Below are 16,722 nucleotides of genomic sequence, written 5' to 3' on the forward strand. Positions count from 1 at the left end.
ACGTGCGCCACACCGCGACCGTCGATGCCGGCCGTTCAGGCGCTCGCGAAGTCGTAGGCCAGCACGTCCGCGATCCGGGTAGTCCCGACCAGCCCCATCAACAGCCGGTCGACGCCCAGCGCCACCCCGGCGCAGTCCGGCATGGCCGGCAACGCGGCGATCAGCGCGTCATCGATCGGCGGCAAGGCATCACCGCGCGCCGAACGCACGGCATGGTCACGCTGGAAGCGCTGGCGCTGCTCCGACGCGTCATTCAATTCGTGGTAGCCGTTCGCCACCTCGAGCGGGCCGAGATAGAGCTCGAAGCGCTCGGCCACGGTGGGCTCACCGGGCGCATCGCCGGGACGGAGTCGTGCGAGGGCCGCCTGCGTCGCCGGCCAATCGTGGACCACGGTGATCGCATCGGCGGCGAAGGACGGCTGCAGTCGATGCGTCATCAGCAGGTCGAGCCAATCCTCCCGCGTCAGTCCTTCCGGATCGATGCGGATCTCACCCAGCGCGGCCCTCAAGGCGTCGATGGAGGCCGTGTGCGGGTCCAGACCGAACGCTTCGCGATACAAGGTCGCGAAGTCCAGCGAACGCAACGCGACCGGCGGCCGTCGCACCAGTGCCATCGCGGCGGTGACGAGGGCCACGGTCTCGTCGGCGAGGCGACGGTGGTCCCAACCGACGCGATACCACTCGAGCATCGTGAATTCGGGGTTGTGCCGCCCACCCGCTTCGCCGTCGCGGAACACACGCCCCAGTTCGTAGCAATCACCGAAGCCCTCGGCGAGCAGCCGCTTCAGCGGGAACTCGGGCGAGGTGCGCAGCCAGCGCTGGCGGGGGCCACCGCTGGCCGGGCCACTGAACTCCAGCGTGAAGCTGCGGATGTTCGGATCGGTGTTGCCGGCGCGGCTGAGCACGGGGGTCTCGACCTCGACCACGCCGCGCGTGGCGAAGAAGTCGCGGAACAGCGCGTTCAGCCGGGCGCGGAGATGCAAGGCTTCGTGGCGCGGGTTCACGCGATGCGACCTTGGGCACGGAGGAAGTCGAGCAGTCCCGCTTCGTCCCAGACCTCGATGCCGAGCTCTCGCGCCTTGCCGAGCTTCGAACCGGCCGCCTCACCGGCCACGACCAGCGACGTCTTCTTCGACACACTGCCCGCGACCTTCGCGCCCAACGCTTCCAGATGCGCCCCGGCCTCGTCGCGACTGAAGGCCGAGAGGCCGCCGGTCAGTACGACCGTCTTTCCGGCAAGCGGACCTTCCGCGGTGCGCTGCGGCGGGCCTTCCGGCCACTGCACACCGTGTTCGCGCAGTGCCACGATCACCTCGCGGTTGTGCGCCTCGGCGAAGAAACCGTGGATGCGCGCAGAGACCACCGGACCGACGTCCGGCACAGCGAGAAGCTCGTCCACGCTGGCGGCGATGAGCGCGTCGAGGCCGCCAAACCAGCGGACGAGCTGCTTCGCCGTGGCCTCGCCGACGTCCCGGATGCCCAGCGCGAACAGCAGGCGCTCCAGCGCGGTGTTGCGGCTCTGGTCGATGCCGCCCAGCAGGTTCTCGGCCCAGCGCGTCGCGATCTTCCCTTGCTTCACCGTCTCTGGCGTCACGCCATCGCGCGCATCGGCGCGGCGTTTCATCGCCAGCAGGTCATCGAGCGTCAGGCGGTAGAGATCGGCGACGGTCTGCACGTAGCCGAAATCGACGAGATCCTCGACGAAGCGCTCGCCAAGGCCCTCGATGTCCATCGCCCGCCGCGAGGCGAAGTGGATCAGCGCCTGCTTGCGCTGCGCCGGGCAGAACAGGCCGCCCGTGCAGCGCATCACCGCCTCGCCTTCCGCGCGCTCGACCGCCGAGCCGCACTCGGGGCACGTCGTGGGCATCACGAAGGCGGGATGCCGCGGCGTGCCGTCGGCGGCGAGCGGGCGACGCTCCGGGACGATGCGCGCCACCTCGGGGATCACGTCACCGGCGCGACGCACGACCACCGTGTCGCCGAGGCGGACATCCAGCCGCGCGATCTGGTCGGCGTTGTGCAGCGTCGCGTTGGTGACGACGACGCCGGCCACGCGCACCGGCCTCAAGCGCGCCACGGGCGTGATCGCGCCGGTGCGGCCGACCTGCACGTCGATGCCTTCCAGCACGGTCACTTCTTCCTGCGCCGGGAACTTGTGCGCGATGGCCCAGCGCGGCGCGCGGGCCACGAAACCCATCCGTTCCTGCAGGTCGCGGCGGTCGAGCTTGTAGACGACGCCGTCGATGTCGTAAGGCAAGGCATCGCGGGCCGAACCGATGCGACGGTAGTAGGCCAGCACGCCCTCGAGACCGGACGCGACATCGACTTGCGGCGCCAAGGGCAGTCCGTACTCGGCGATGGACTTCAACAGCGCCGAATGCGTCGCCGGCAGCTCGAAGCCTTGCACCTCGCCGATGCCATAGGCGAAGAACGCCAGCGGACGCTTCGCCGTGATGCGCGGATCCAGTTGGCGAAGCGAACCTGCGGCCCCATTGCGCGGGTTGGCCAAGGGTTTCTCGCCGGCCGCAAGCGCCCGCTCGTTGAAGCGCTCGAACGCCGCCTTCGGCATGTACACCTCGCCGCGCACCTCGAGGACCTCCGGGACTGGCAAGCCGGGCGGGACACGGAGCGCCAGGGGAATGGCACGGATCGTCCTCAGGTTGGCGATCACGTCCTCGCCCGTGGTGCCATCGCCGCGCGTCGCGCCCTGCACGAGCACGCCGCGCTCGTAGCGCAGGGTGATGGCGAGGCCGTCGATCTTCGGCTCGACCGAGAATGCCGGTTCGCCTTCGCCCGCCGCTTCGACGATGCGCCGCACGAAATCGGCGACCTCGTCGTCGGCGAAGGCATTGTTGAGACTCAGCATCGGCACCGCATGGCGCACTTCGGCGAAGGCCGACGAGGGCCGCCCGGCCACTCGCTGCGTCGGTGAATCGGACGTGACGCGTTCGGGCTGCACGGCCTCGAGCTCGCGCAGCTCGCGCATCCAGCGGTCGTACTCCGCGTCCGGGATGGACGGTGCGTCGAGCTGGTAGTAGGCGTGGTCGGCGTCGGCGATCAGGCGCCGGAGTTCGTCGATGCGATCGGGGGCGCTCATGCGGACCTCGCGTCGGTGTCACGCTGCGACCGGCGACGGGCGCCGGCCCTGGGACTCAGAAGCGGACGTTCTGCGCGTCGCGCTTGCGGTCGTAGGCGCGCATTTCCTCGCGCAGGTGCGCGATGCGCTGGCGGCCGAGCGCGTTGCGCTCCTCGTCGAGCAGCACGGCATCCAGCAGCTCGGCCATGCGCTGCGCGGCGGGCAGCAGGGTTTCCCAGGCATCCAGGGCGTTCAGCGGGCCCGGAAGGGTCATGAACAGGCTGACGCCGGGCGTGCGGATCTCGCCGAGGCGGGCCATGTCGAACGAACCCGGCTTCACCAGGTTCGCGAGGCTGAAGATCGGGCCGCGCTCGGGGTGGTTGTCGTCGAGGCGATGGAAGATGCCCATGTGGCCGTAGGCCAGGCCGGCCTTCTCGCAGGCGACGACGATATCGGGGCCGTGCAACACCTCGCCGGCGCGGGCCGCAAGGTAAAGGGTGACGATGCGGTCGAAGCTGGCGTCAGGACGCGCGCCGAGCTGGGAGCGCGTGGGGGAAACCGGGGCGGCATCGTCCACGGCGATGCCGCGCTCGGCATCGAGTTCGGGGCCATCGTTGTCGGTCTCGGCCACCGCGTCGCCCAAGGTCGGCTCCCGGCGGCCGCCGGCGCCGAAACTCGGGAACGCCGCGGCAAGGCGTTCAGTGTCGGCGCTGTCGCGACGCACGCCCTGCTCGGGCTTCTTCCGGCCGGTCAACCAGATCACCACCATCAGCACCACCACCGCGGCGCCGATGGCGATCCGCAGGATGTTGGCTTCACTCAGGCCGGACAATTCCATCCAACAGGCTCCAGACGCGGTCTTGGCGTGGTTGAGACCGCGCGATTATGCCGCACCGGCGAGGCGCGTGGCCTCGGCGAGGTCGACGGACACGAGGCGAGAAACGCCCGGCTCGCGCATGGTGACGCCGGCGAGCTGCTTGGCCGCCTCCATCGTCGCCTTGTTGTGGCTGACGAAGAGGAACTGCACCTTCTCGCTCATCTCGCTGACCATCGTGCAGAAGCGGCCGACGTTGGCTTCATCGAGCGGTGCGTCGACTTCGTCGAGCAGGCAGAACGGCGCCGGGTTCAGGCGGAAGATCGCGAACACCAGCGAGACCGCCGTCAGCGCCTTCTCGCCGCCCGACAGCAAGGTGATGTTGGAGACGCGCTTGCCCGGCGGACGGGCCATGATCGCGACGCCGGTATCGAGCAGGTCCTCGCCGGTGAGCTCGAGGTAGGCGTGGCCGCCGCCGAACAGGCGCGGGAACAGCTCCTGCACGCCGGCGTTGACGCGGTCGAAGGTTTCCTTGAATCGGCCGCGCGTCTCGCGGTCGATCTTGCGGATGGCGTCCTCGAGCTGCTCCAGCGCGGCGACGAGGTCGGCGTTCTGGGTGTCGAGATAGGCCTTGCGCTCGCTCTGCTCGGCGAACTCCTGGATGGCCGCGAGGTTGACCGGCTCGAGCCGGCGCATCTTGCCTTCCAGCTCGCCGATGCTGCGCGACCAGTTGGCCGCGTCCGCCTGCTCCGGCAAGCCGGCCACGACCGCCTCGAGTTCGAGGCCGGCGGTGGCGATCGCTTCCACCTGCTGCTGCGCCTTGATCTCCAGCGCCTGCGCCTCCATCCGACGCTGGGCGATGCGCTCGCGCTGCGCAATGGCGGCCTGGTCGCGCTGCTGGCGCTTGTGTTCGTATCCGCGCAGTTCCTGCTCGATGCCGTCCAGGTTCGCGCGCGCTGTCGCGAGGTCTTTCTCGGCGATCACGCGCTGCTCGAGCAGCAGTTGGCGCTCGCCATCGAGCGTGTGGATCGGGCTGTCGCCGTCCTGAAGCTGGGCCGCGAGCTCGTCGCGGCGGCTGGCGAGCTGGGCCTGCTGGCCGCGCAGGCGCGATAGCGACTGGTTGAGTGCATTGACGCGGGTGCGCTGCGCCTCGAGCGCCAGCGCCAGCTGGTGGGCCGAATCGCGGGCCTCGCGCGCCGACATCCGCGCCATCTCGCGCTGCTCGGTGAAGAGGCGGCGCTCGTTCTCCAGCGTCATTCGCTGCGTCTCGAGGTCGCCCATGCGCTCGGTGGCGACTTCGAGGCGCCCACGGGCCTCGCGCACTTCGACCTGCGCCGATTCCATCGACGTGGCGATCTGCGCCAGCTCGCGATCCAACGCGGCCATGCGGCCCTGCGCGGTTTCCAGCCGACCCTTCTGGCTCTGCAGCTGGCCGCCCATCTCGGAAACGCTGCGATGCGCGAGGTACAGCGTGCGCTGCGCGTCTTCGCGGGCCTGTTCGGCCACCAGCAGGGCGTCGCGGTGGGCGTGCTGGCCTTCGACCAGCGCCTGCTCGCGCGCCGCGAGGGCCACGATCTGCTGCTTGAGTTCGTTGATCTCGCGCTCGCGGGCCAAGGCGCCCTGCTGCGCCTCGCCGCTCTTGTTGAAGCGCAGCCAGCCCGGGCCTTCCCAGACGCCGGTGCGATCGATGATGGCCTCGCCCGTGCGCAGACCAGCCCGGTGCGCCTCGGCTTCGCCGGAGGCCAGCGCCTCGACGGCATGGATGGGCGCGAGCAGCGCGCGGATGGCCCGCGGCCCTTGCACCTTGGCGGCGAGGCTGCTCGCCGGCACGTCGATGCCGCCCGTGGCACCGTCAACGAGGGCCACGCGGCCCTGCGCCAACTGGGCAACCGCTTCGCGCACGCTGCCGGCGTCGTCGTGGACAACCGCTTCGAGCAGGTGGCCGAGCACCGTCTCGACAGCGGTTTCCCAGCCCGGTTCGACCGTCAGCACCTCGCCGAGACGCGGCAGGTCAGCCAGACCCTGCGACTTCAGCCACTCGAGGGCGCCGCTCTTCTCCTGTCCCAGCGCGGCGTGCTGCAAGGCCTCGAGCGAGGCCATGCGCCCCTTGGCGGCCTGCGTGGCCTTGCGGGTTTCCGCCAACTCGGTCTGCTGCTGGCGCTGCTGCTCCTGGATCTCGAGCAGAACGGCCTTCTTGGCATCGAGGATCTCGGCCAGCGCGTCGAGGCCGGCGCGCTTGGTTTCGTGCTCCAGCGCCAGCGTCTCCATCGCCTCGCTGAGCGTGGTGAGGTCGAGGCCGGCGCGCTCGGTGGCCAGCGTCTCGCGGCGGCGGTTGGCCTCCATCGACTGGCGTTCGAGGAATTCGATCTTGGTGCGCTCCACCTCGGCGGCACGCGAGGACTCGGCGTACGAACGCGCGTAGTCGTCCCAGCGGCGCTGCCAGTCGGCGAGCTTGGTTTCCGCCTCACGCAGGGCGTCCTGGCGATCTTCATCGCCGCCACGCAGGGTTTCGAGGCGCGGTTCGGCTTCGGCCACCTGTTCTTCCAGCTGCATCAGCTGGGCGGCATCGGCCTCGATGTGGTGCATCACCTCGGCCAGCGCCTCGTCGGCTTCGGCGCGGGCGGTCTCGATGCGCCGCTTCAGTTCCCGCTGGTGCTGGATCTGCTGTTCGATGCGTGCGATCTCGCCGCCGATTCGGTAGCTCTCGGCCTGCGCGCGGCCAAGGTGCTGACTGGCCTCGGCGTGCTGCTCACGGGTCAGTTCGCCCTGCTCTTCCGCGGCGCGCTGCTCGGCGAGCAGTTCCTGCAGCTTCGTCTCGTCGTCCAACAGCGAGGCATTCAGCGCTTCTGATTGGGCCTGCAGGCGACGGTACTCGAGCGCCTTGAGCTGGGCGTCCTTTTCGCGGTGTTCGGCCTGCAGGGCCTGGTACTGCTCGGCGGCACGGGCCTGGCGCCTGAGGTGCTCGAGCTGCTTGTCGATCTCCTCGCGCAGGTCGTTCAGGCGGTCGAGGTTGTCGCGCGTGCCCTTGATGCGGCTTTCGGTTTCCTTGCGGCGCTCCTTGTACTTGGAGATGCCGGCGGCTTCCTCGAGGAACAGGCGCAGCTCTTCGGGCTTGGAATCGATGACCTGCGAGATCATGCCCTGCTCGATGATCGAGTAGCTGCGCGGGCCGAGGCCGGTACCGAGGAACAGGTCCGTGATGTCGCGGCGGCGGCAGCGCGCGCCGTTGAGGAAATAGCTGCTCTGCCCGTCGCGCGAGACCAGGCGCTTCACCGAGATCTCGTTGTACTTCGCGAATTCGCCGCCGATGGCCTGGTCGCTGTTGTCGAACACCAGCTCCACCGTGGCCTGCGACACCGGCTTGCGCGACGACGAGCCGGAGAAGATCACGTCGGTGAAGGAATCACCGCGCAAGCGGCTGGCGGAACTTTCGCCCATGACCCAGCGGACGGCGTCGATGATGTTCGACTTGCCGCAGCCGTTCGGACCGACGACGCCGGTCATGTTGGTGGGCAGGTGCAGGGTGGTCGGGTCGACGAAGCTCTTGAAGCCGGCGAGCTTGATGGTGGACAGACGCATGCGCGGGGCGATCCGGTGGCTCGAAGCGGGGGCGAAAGCACCGGCTTCGGGAGCGTTGAATTCGGGATGCTCGGCGATGCAAGTCCTTGATTACAAGGAAAATGCACCCCGGGCGGCCTGCCAGTGTAACGACTACGGGGCGGCCTCGCCCGGGGCGCGGGCCTCGATGGCCAAGGCATGGATGTCGGTCGCCATCAGGGTCCCGAGCGCTTCGTAGATGAGGCGATGGCGGGCGATCGGACGGAGGCCGGCAAAGGCCTCCGCCACGACGCGAACCGAGAAATGGCTGCGGCCATCAGCCGCGCCGGCATGGCCGCGGTGTTTGTGGCTGTCATCGACCACCTCCAGGGACTGCGGCTGGAGGGCCGTCCTCAACCGCGCTTCGATCTCGGCGCCACGGGCCTCCCGGGGGAGACCGCCCTCGATGACGGGGGCACTCATGGCAGCACCGGAAGAAACGGCTGCACGTCGACGCGTGCATAGACGCCGGCAGCGACATAGGGATCGTCGGCCGCCCATGCCTGCGCGCCGGCGAGGTCTTCGAATGCGGCGACGATCAGGCTTCCGGAGACGCCGCCTTCGGCCGGCGGCACGCCATCCTGGCGCGGCAGCGGGCCGGCGATCTTCAATCGGCCGGCTCCGGCCAGGGCCTCAAGCCGGGCGAGGTGCGCCGGTCGCGCCGCGGCGCGGGCCGGGCCGGCACCTTCGGCATCGTGTCCGAGAATCACGTACCAGCGGGTCGGAGAATTCGGATTCGTCATCCTCCCAGTGTAGCCGCGCGGAGCCTTGGGCTAGACTCGAGCGCGCCGCCCGCCCCGGGCGGAATGCGTATGGAAATCCCCCGTTTCCGCTTCCCAGGAGAAGCCATGCTTCCGTTCCGCGCCTTGACCGCCGCCCTCGCCATTGCCGCCGCCAGCGCGCTGCCGGTGGCCGCCGAGCCCCTCGCCTACTCGCTCGCCGAAGGCAACGAGATCGCCCTGCCGCAGGACCTGACGCCGGTCAACACCCTGCGCCTCGTGCAGATGCGCTGGTCGCCCTACGCCGGCCGCAAGGCGCGCGTGGCGGTGAGCAAGATCGACAACACCTCCAGCGTGTCCAGCTACACCGCCAACGACCAGTACGGCTCGACCAATGTCGACTGGGCCTTCCAGACGGTGCCGGTCAATGGCATCGAGGCGATGATCACCGACGCACTGAACCAGAGCGGTCGCTTCCGCCTCGTCGAGCGCCAGGCCATCGGCAACGTGATGCAGGAGCAGGACTTCGGCGCCAGCGGCCGCGTCGCCACGCCGTCGGCGGCGGGCATGGGGCAGATCCTCGGCGCCGAGTACCTCGTCGAAGCCGTGATCACCTCCTACGACCCGGGCACCAACGCCAAGTCGACGAACGTCGGCGGCATCGCCAACGCGCTGGGAGGCCGCCTCGGCGGCCTCGGCGCCCTGGCCGGCGGTGTGAACGTCAACTCGTCCTCGTCCTCGCTGGGCATGAACATCCGCCTGATCAACGCGACGACCAGCGAAGTCGTCTTCACTCGACAGATCGAGCGCGAGATCAAGGAATCGGGTATCGATTTCGGCGGCCTCGGCATCGGCGGCAGCGGCGCGCTCGGTGGTTTCGTCGGCGCGTACTCGCGGACGCCGATCGGCCAGGCGGTCCTCGCCTCGATCAACGAGGCCGTCTATGAACTCGCCAAGCAGATCGGTGCGCAGCCGGCCACCGGTTCCGTCATCAAGGTCGAGGGCATGCAGGCCTACATCAACCTTGGCGCCGGCGTGGTCAGCGCCGGCGACCGCCTCGCCGTGGTCCGTCCCGGCGAAGCGCTGATCGACCCGGACACCGGGATCTCGCTCGGTTCCACCGAGACGCCGGTGGGCGAGGTGCAGGTGGCCCAGGTGCAGGAGCAGTTCAGCATCGCGACCGTCCAGGGCGGCGCCCGCCTGGAAGCCCGCGACCGCGTGAAGTCGCTCGCGCCCCCGTCGCCTATCGAATTCGGCGCGATGGTCGATGAGCTCGCCTCGAAGCCGAGGGCGGCACGACGCTGAGCAGCGACCGTCAATGCAGGTGACCACGCGACCCCGCCGCGGGGCGTTCGGCCGACTCGCCGTTCTGCTGATGGCTCTTGCCGCGCCCGTTCTCGGGCGCGACACCCCCTCGACAGACACTGCCGCCGGCACTCTGCCGGAGGGCCGGTCGCTGGTCTTCGCCTCAGACGAGTGGTGCCCCTACGTCTGTTTCGAGTCCACGCGTCCCGGCTATCTGGTGGAACTGGCCCGCGAGGTCTTCGAATCCCCGGCCCGGCCGGTGGAAATCCGCCGCATGAGCTGGGCGCGGGCCGTCCGTGAGGCCGAGACCGGCCGCATCGACGGCGTGCTCGGCGCGGTGCGGGGCGAATCGGCCGCGCTGGTGTACCCGACGCTCGCCGCCGCCAGCGACCGCCCGGCCTTCGCGGTTCGTGCCGACGACCCTTGGACCTTCACCGGCGTCGAGGTTCTCGCCGAACGTCGGATCGGTCTGGCCGACGGGTACCGCTTCGGACCGACGCTGGACGGCGCGCTGTTCCCCGGGGGACGCGACGGGCCCACGCTGGAACCGCTCTCGAACGATCGCCCGACGTGGACGAACCTCCGCAAACTCGTGGACCAGAGGGTCGACACCGTGCTCGACAACGGCCACGTGCTTCGCCATGAAGTCGACCGCGGCGGTTTCTTTCCCGCGGTGCGATTGATCGACGCCGGCGTCGAGAACCCCATCTTCATCGCCTTCCCCGACACCCCCACCGGGCGCGCCCTGGCCGAGCACTTCGACCGTGCAATGCTTGTCCGAGCGGAGCGGAGTGGGAAGAACGCACTGGAACAGACCTATGGCCCGATGGGCGCCACGCCGTGAGCATCAGTGCGGGTGACTCGGTCCGTCTGGAGATCCATCCCGAGACGCCCCAGACCCGCCTAATGGAGCGCGCCGCACAGCGGATCAACCGTGACGGGCTGGCGCTGTGCCCCACGGATGCGGGCTATGCCCTGGTCTGGAGTCTGAACGGGACAGGGGCCGAGGAACGCGCCCGACGCCTCCGCCAACTGGACAGCCGGCACCCCTTCACCCTATTCTGCCGCTCGATCAGCGACGCCAGCCGCTTTGCCCGGCTCGATGACCCGGCCTTCCGCCTGTTGCGTCGCCTGAGCCCCGGACCCGTCACGTTCATCCTGCCGGCCTCCGGGCAGCTCCCGAACCGTTTGAAGCAGGGCGCCCGAAGCAAGCGGCGCGATATCGGCATTCGTATCCCCGAGCACCCGGTCGCGCTAGCGCTGCTGGAGGCCTGTGGCGACGTGCTGCTGTCGACCACGCTGCGGTCGCCCGACATGGACGCCGACGAGGCGCCCTTCCTCGGCAACGAGGCCGACGAGGTGGCCGACCTGTGGCTGCACGCGGTCGACGTGATGCTGGATGCGGGCCATTGCGCTCCCGGCCCCACGAGCATCATCGACTGCACCCTGCCCGCTCCCGACGTGGTGCGTCAGGGCTTCCAACCGGTGGACCTGGCCTGAGGCCACGTCGTACCGGACGCCGTTACCGCACCCCGGAGACTCCGTGGTCCACACCGCAGCACATCGCCCGTGACCGGCACGCCGGAACCGGGCCACAGCGCAGACCTGCTGGCCGACGCGACGACTGTCGCGGCGGGCGTCTTCCCGACGCCGCCCCAGCAGCAGGAAATGCCGCTGGCGATCGTGCACGGCCAGCCGATCCTGCAGATGCCTCAGGATCTCTACATCCCGCCGGACGCGCTCGAGGTCATCCTCGAGGCCTTCGAGGGCCCGCTGGACCTGCTGCTGTACCTGATCCGCCGCCAGAACCTCGACATCCTCGACATCCCGGTCGCCGAGATCACCCGCCAGTACATCGGCTACATCGACGTGATGCAGGAGCTGCGCTTCGAGCTCGCCGCCGAATACCTGGTGATGGCCGCGATCCTCGCCGAGATCAAGTCGCGCATGCTGCTGCCGCGCCCGCCGAGCGAGGAAGGCGTCGAATCGGATCCGCGCGCCGAGCTGGTGCGCCGACTTCAGGAGTACGAGCGCTTCAAGAAGGCCGCCGAGGACATCGACACCCTGCCCCGCCTCGAGCGCGACACGGTGGTGGTGCACGCCGACCCGGGCGAAAAGCAGACCCGCGTCGAACCGCCCTCGGTGGACCTGCGTGAGATGCTGCTGGCCCTGCGCGACGTGATGAAGCGTGCCGAGCTCTTCAGCCACCACGCCATCAAGCGCGAGGCGCTCAGCGTCCGCCAGCGGATGGGCGAGGTGCTGGGCCGGCTCTCGGCCACCACGTTCACCGAGTTCAGCACCCTGTTCGTCGCCGAGGAAGGCCGGCTGGGCGTGGTGGTGAACTTCCTCGCGATCCTCGAACTGGCCAAGGAGCGCCTGATCGAGATCGTCCAGGAAGACCCGCTCGCCGCCATCTACGTGCGGGCGCTGTCCGAGCGCCTCGACAAGGACGGCGGACCGGCCAACGGCGACGACGTCAGCTCCGACGACAACGAACCCCGCAGCGACGCGGGCGCGGAAGCGCCCTCGGCCCTGCCCACCGACGGCGACAGCGGCCTCGAACCGGCCTGATCCCGCCACCCATGACGATCCCGATGAGCACCGAAGACACTCCGGTCGAATTCGAACTGCAGTCGCCGCCCAAAGAGGCGCCGCTGTCGGACAACCGCCTCGTCGAGCGCATCGTCGAGGCCGCCGTGCTGGCTGCGACGCACCCGATGACGGTTGCGCAGCTTTACGCGCTGTTCCCCGAAGACCAGCCCGCGCCGCGCGGCAGCATCGAGCAGGCCATCGAGGCCTTGCAGGCCGCCTGCGCCTCCCGCGGCGTGATGCTGGTCGAAGTGGCCTCGGGCTTCCGCTTCCAGGTGCAGCGCGACGTGCAGCCCTGGGTCGCGCGCATGTTCGCCGAACGCCCGCAGCGCTACACGCGCGCGACGCTCGAAACGCTGGCCCTGATCGCCTACCGCCAGCCGATCACCCGCGGCGAGATCGAGGCGATCCGCGGCGTGGCGGTGAACGCCAACATCATCAAGATGCTCGAGGAGCGCGAGTGGATCCGCGTGGTCGGGCACCGTGACGTGCCGGGCCGTCCGGCCCTGTTCGGCACCACCAAGCTCTTCCTCGACTACTTCAACCTGAAGTCGCTGGACGAACTGCCGCCGCTGTCGGAAATCCGCGACCTCGGCGAACTCGAACCGCAGCTGCCCTTCGAGGATCCCCTGCCCGTGCAGGCCCTCGCGGCCGCGATGCCCGACGCGGCGGAATCCGCGGAATACCCCGCCCCCGTCGCTGATGACGCGGGCGCCATCGATGACGTCGTGACGACGTCCGACCCCACCCCTGACGAGAGCGACGACGCGGTTTCCGACCGCACGCCTTGAGCCCGATGAGCAAAGACACCCAACGCAAGACCCTCTCGCTGAAGCGCGAGGCCTCCGTGGCCGACCCGGCCGCCCCCGCCATCGAAGAGCGCCTGCACAAGGTGCTGGCCCAGGCTGGCCTCGGCTCGCGCCGCTCGCTCGAAGAACGCATCTCGCGCGGCGAAGTCCGCGTCAACGGCGAGGTCGCCGAGCTCGGCCGCATCGTCAAGGGCGGCGACCGCATCGAACTCGACGGCAAGACCTTCATGGCCACCGCGCTCACCGAGCCCGCGGCCGTGCTGCTCTACAACAAGCCCGAAGGCCAGGTCACGACGCGCGAAGACCCCGAAGGCCGCCCGACGATCTTCGAAGCGCTGCCGCGCCTGAAGGGCGCCCGCTGGATCGCCGTCGGCCGCCTCGACATCAACACCACCGGCCTGCTGCTGCTCACCACCGACGGCGAGCTGGCCAATGCCCTGATGCACCCCTCGAGCGAAGTCGAGCGCGAGTACGTCTGCCGCATCCACGGCGAAGTGCCGGAAGCGGTCGTCGAGCGCCTGAAGCGCGGCGTCCAGCTGGACGACGGCCCGGCCAAGTTCGACGAGATCGAAGCCATCGGCAGCAGTGATTCGCACGCATGGTTCCGCGTGGTCATCAAGGAAGGCCGCAACCGCGAAGTGCGCCGCCTGTGGGACAGCCAGGGCTTCCAGGTCAGTCGCCTGAAGCGCGTGCGCTACGGCAACGTCGTGCTGCCGCGCGAACTGCTGCGCGGCCACAGCACGGAAATGTCGGCCGACCAGGTCGAGGCCCTGCGCCGCGAGTTCAAGCTGGAGAACCAGAACGCCGTGCTCACGCTGCAGCCGGTGATCGGCCAGCGCCGCGCCAGCAAGCAAGCCATCGAAGTCCGTCGCGACCAGCGCGGTCCGTCCTACGTGAACGGCGCGCTGGACCAGGAAGAGCGCGAGCTGCGCCGCTTCGACCACATCCGCGAGGAGCGCCCGGCCCGGGGCCGCGGCAAGCCCGGCGGCAAGGTGTACGGCAAGAAGGGCGCGAAGGCCTTCGTCGGCCCGATGGGCAGTGATGCCCCGGCCGAGAGCCGCGGCCCGCGGCCGGCCGGCAAGCCCTTCGGCAAGAAGCCGTTCGGTAAGAAGCAGGACGGCGCCCCGGGCGCCAAGCCTTTCGGCGAGCGCGCAGCCGGTGCCGGCAAGCCTTGGGGCGACCGCCCAGCCAAGCCGAGCCAGAGCAAGCCCTACGCCGGCAAGCCGCGCGGCCCGAAGGCCGTGGCCGGCGGCGTGGACAGCGCCTCGGGCGCGTTCCGCAGCTGGTACGTGCCGGAAGGCGTCGAGACCGGTTCGAAGGTGGCCCCGCCGCGCAAGCCGCGCGGTGACCGTCCGTTCGGCAAGCCGGCCGGCGACGGCGGTTTCGCCCGCGGCCCACGCCCCGAAGGCGGCGGCCCCGGCCGCGGCCCGCGTGGTGAGGGTGGTCCCGCCCGCGGCCCGCGCGGTGAGGGTGGCCCCGGCCGCGGCCCGCGTGGTCCCGGCGGCGGCGGCCAAGGCGCTCGAGGTCCGGGCGGCGGTGGCCCGCGCGGCCCGGGTGGTCCCGGCGGCGGCGCACCGCGTGGCGGGCAGCGCAAGCCCGGCCGCGGCGGCCAAGGACCGCGCCTCCCCGAAGGCGCCCCCGACATCGACTGAACCCCACCGGCACGCTGACCGACCATGACGACGGCCTCCGACCCCCGCGGCCTCGAGGCCGACGTCCTCGCCCGGGACTGGTTCTACCGGTTCACCCTGCCCTCGGGCGCGGTGACCGGCAGCGCCCACGCACCCGACATCCTGGCCATCCATGACACGCGTTGGTCGATGGCGGTCGAGGCCCTGCGGCGCGCGTTCCCCGAGGGCGCGTCGCGGGCGAGTGCGATCGACCTCGCCTGCCACCAGGGCTGGTTCTCGCTGAAGCTTCGCGAGTTCGGCTTCGGCTCCGTGCACGGCATCGACGCGCGGCAGCAGCACGTCGAGGACGCGCGGTTGATCGCTGCGGCTACTGGAATGGAGCACGTTGCGTTCTCGCGCGGCGATGTCCATGGACTGTCGGCGGCGATCGTCGGCACGCACGACCTCGTGCTCTGCTTCGGCCTGCTCTACCACCTCGAGAACCCGGTCGGTGCGCTGCGAGTAGCCCGGGCGCTGTGCAAGCGCCTGTGCCTGATCGAGACACAGGTGGCCCCCGGCCAGACCGGCGTCGTCGACTACGGCAGCTACCGTTTCGTGAAGCCCATCGAGGGCAGCTTCGTCATCGTCGACGAGACCGACGAAACGCATGGCCCGGAAGCATCGACGCTGGGCATCAGCCTGATCCCCAGCCTCGAGGCGATGCACTTCATCCTGCGCAAGGTGGGCTTCTCGAAGGTCGAACTGCTGCCCGTGCCGGAGAACGGCTACGAGCAGCTGAAGTACGGCAAGCGGGTGGTGTTGGCGGCGTGGGTGTAGCGCGGCGCAACGCGCGCCGGGTTAGCGTCACTCCAGGCGGACGAGGCTCGCCCGCACCAGCCGCCCAGCGACGGTCCCCGACAGTTCCATCGTGTCGCGGGCCGTGAATTCGAGCCGCAAAGTGCCGATCGTGGCATCACGCTGCTCCTCCGGCACGAATTGCGGCGTGCCCCACGCGCCCGGGTTCGTCCGGCGCCAGACGGCGCCTTGCAGCACGTCCGGGGACGACCAACGCTCCTGCAGGAAGAACCAGGTCGGCTGCCCATCCACGAAGATGAAGCCGAGCACCAGCACCTGCCCCCCGTAGGATTGGATGGCCAACCCCCAGCCGCTGTTCGCTGGCACGTACCAGTTGCCGCTGTAGTCGTGGCTGGCGAACCCTTGGGGATCGAGCGACTGGAAGGCGTCCCGGTAGTAGGCCCAGAAGCGATCGCCCAGCGCCTCCATCAAGCCCGGCACCACATGCCCGACCCCGGGCACTTCGACGTACTCGTGGGCGATACCGAGCTGGGTGAGGCGCGCGTGGAAGTCCCGGTTGCCCTGCAGCGTGAAATCCTGGGTCCCGATCACTTGTCGGATGCGTGGTGGATGCCGCTCCAGTGACGCCACGCTGGCCGCGGCGAGCGTAGACGGGCTCTGCGCCTCGAAGTACGCGGGATCGCCGCCATACACCTCTTCGAGGATGCGCCGGCGCAGTTCGATCGGTTGCAAGCCCGGCCGGTCCTCGAGCAGATCGCGCTGGAGCGGCCCCGCACCCAGCATCGAGAAGCCGGCGAAAACGCCTTGAAAGCGGAGACCCAAGCGAGCGGCGCCGTAACCGCCCATGCTGAAACCGTCGAGCAGGCGCCCACGACGCTCGGGAAGCGTCCGGAAGGTGCCGTCCACCACGGGAACCAGCTCGTGGACCAGCGCCGATTCCACGGGTTGGAGCCCACTCCGCGCGTCGCACCACATCCCGTAGGGCAAGCCGTTCGGAAACACCACGATGAGGGGGGGAATCCGTCCCTCGGCGATGGCCTCGTGGAAACGCGACGCCACCGTGGGGATGCCCTCCGTCGGCGTCCCGCTCCCATGCAGCCAGTACACCACCGGGAAACGGCGCCACGGTTGCGCCGCGTACGCCGTGGGTAAGTAGACGTGGTAGCTGATCGGACCGCTGGCCACGGCGCTGTCGAATTGCCGGTACTCCACCAGGGGCGAGGCGACCGGCGGCGTCACCCAAGCCGGGCGGACTTGCGCCCGGCCGGACTCGGGAAGGAGAAGCCCAGCGGTCAGGGCGAACATCACCACGATCGCAAGGAAGGGTCGCATCACAGGGCTCCGGAAAGCGATGGCAATCCAGGAGAAACGCGCCGGGGCAAATGGC

13 protein-coding genes and 1 pseudogene are annotated in these 16,722 nt (G+C 69.8%); 7 read left to right on the forward strand and 7 right to left on the reverse strand.

Features of this window, described 5'->3' with window-relative positions:
* Positions 1-35: 35 nt before the first annotated feature.
* From epmA to ACIQ6S_RS01420, 6 genes are all read right to left on the reverse strand, one after another.
* Positions 36-1,004 (reverse strand): EF-P lysine aminoacylase EpmA, encoded by a 969-nt coding sequence (gene epmA / locus ACIQ6S_RS01395; RefSeq protein ID WP_397606783.1) that lies wholly within the window; start codon positions 1,002-1,004, stop codon positions 36-38.
* Positions 1,001-3,097, reverse strand: a complete 2,097-nt coding sequence (gene ligA, locus ACIQ6S_RS01400) for an NAD-dependent DNA ligase LigA (RefSeq protein WP_397606784.1) — start codon at positions 3,095-3,097, stop codon at positions 1,001-1,003. Before ligA ends, epmA begins: the two co-directional genes overlap by 4 nt.
* Positions 3,098-3,152: 55 nt before the next feature.
* On the reverse strand, positions 3,153-3,899 hold the full coding sequence (gene zipA, locus ACIQ6S_RS01405) for a cell division protein ZipA (protein ID WP_397606889.1): 747 nt from the start codon (positions 3,897-3,899) through the stop codon (positions 3,153-3,155).
* A gap of 60 nt (positions 3,900-3,959) precedes the next feature.
* Positions 3,960-7,469 (reverse strand): chromosome segregation protein SMC, encoded by a 3,510-nt coding sequence (smc, locus tag ACIQ6S_RS01410; protein ID WP_397606785.1) that lies wholly within the window; start codon positions 7,467-7,469, stop codon positions 3,960-3,962.
* A 132-nt stretch (positions 7,470-7,601) separates the two neighbouring features.
* Positions 7,602-7,910, reverse strand: a complete 309-nt coding sequence (locus ACIQ6S_RS01415; protein ID WP_397572578.1) for a BolA family protein — start codon at positions 7,908-7,910, stop codon at positions 7,602-7,604.
* On the reverse strand, positions 7,907-8,230 hold the full coding sequence (locus ACIQ6S_RS01420; protein WP_397606786.1) for a YciI family protein: 324 nt from the start codon (positions 8,228-8,230) through the stop codon (positions 7,907-7,909). Before ACIQ6S_RS01420 ends, ACIQ6S_RS01415 begins: the two co-directional genes overlap by 4 nt.
* A gap of 105 nt (positions 8,231-8,335) precedes the next feature.
* Between ACIQ6S_RS01420 and ACIQ6S_RS01425 the strand changes: the two genes are divergently transcribed.
* From ACIQ6S_RS01425 to ACIQ6S_RS01455, 7 genes and pseudogenes are all read left to right on the forward strand, one after another.
* Positions 8,336-9,511: a CsgG/HfaB family protein gene (locus tag ACIQ6S_RS01425; protein WP_397606787.1), complete on the forward strand. Its 1,176-nt coding sequence runs from the start codon at positions 8,336-8,338 to the stop codon at positions 9,509-9,511.
* A gap of 13 nt (positions 9,512-9,524) precedes the next feature.
* Complete coding sequence (locus tag ACIQ6S_RS01430; protein ID WP_397606788.1) at positions 9,525-10,355, forward strand: substrate-binding periplasmic protein; 831 nt, start codon at positions 9,525-9,527, stop codon at positions 10,353-10,355.
* Positions 10,352-11,011 carry an L-threonylcarbamoyladenylate synthase gene (locus ACIQ6S_RS01435; protein WP_397572582.1) on the forward strand — a complete coding sequence of 220 codons (660 nt, stop codon included), beginning with the start codon at positions 10,352-10,354 and terminating at the stop codon, positions 11,009-11,011. The genes ACIQ6S_RS01430 and ACIQ6S_RS01435 overlap by 4 nt, the downstream gene beginning before the upstream one ends.
* A gap of 168 nt (positions 11,012-11,179) precedes the next feature.
* Positions 11,180-12,082 (forward strand): segregation and condensation protein A, encoded by a 903-nt coding sequence (locus ACIQ6S_RS01440; RefSeq protein WP_397606890.1) that lies wholly within the window; start codon positions 11,180-11,182, stop codon positions 12,080-12,082.
* 23 nt (positions 12,083-12,105) lie between these two features.
* Positions 12,106-12,861: pseudogene (gene scpB, locus ACIQ6S_RS01445) on the forward strand (SMC-Scp complex subunit ScpB); the annotation flags it as partial.
* Positions 12,862-12,896: 35 nt separating this feature from the next.
* Positions 12,897-14,561 carry a 23S rRNA pseudouridine(2605) synthase RluB gene (gene rluB / locus ACIQ6S_RS01450; RefSeq protein ID WP_397606789.1) on the forward strand — a complete coding sequence of 555 codons (1,665 nt, stop codon included), beginning with the start codon at positions 12,897-12,899 and terminating at the stop codon, positions 14,559-14,561.
* A gap of 24 nt (positions 14,562-14,585) precedes the next feature.
* Positions 14,586-15,356: a class I SAM-dependent methyltransferase gene (locus tag ACIQ6S_RS01455; protein WP_397606790.1), complete on the forward strand. Its 771-nt coding sequence runs from the start codon at positions 14,586-14,588 to the stop codon at positions 15,354-15,356.
* 27 nt (positions 15,357-15,383) lie between these two features.
* Here the strand turns inward: ACIQ6S_RS01455 and ACIQ6S_RS01460 are convergent, their stop codons facing one another.
* Complete coding sequence (locus tag ACIQ6S_RS01460; protein ID WP_397606791.1) at positions 15,384-16,667, reverse strand: alpha/beta hydrolase; 1,284 nt, start codon at positions 16,665-16,667, stop codon at positions 15,384-15,386.
* Positions 16,668-16,722 lie beyond the last annotated feature (55 nt).

Source organism: Silanimonas sp., from assembly GCF_044377035.1.
Taxonomy (GTDB): Bacteria; Pseudomonadota; Gammaproteobacteria; order Xanthomonadales; family Xanthomonadaceae; genus Silanimonas.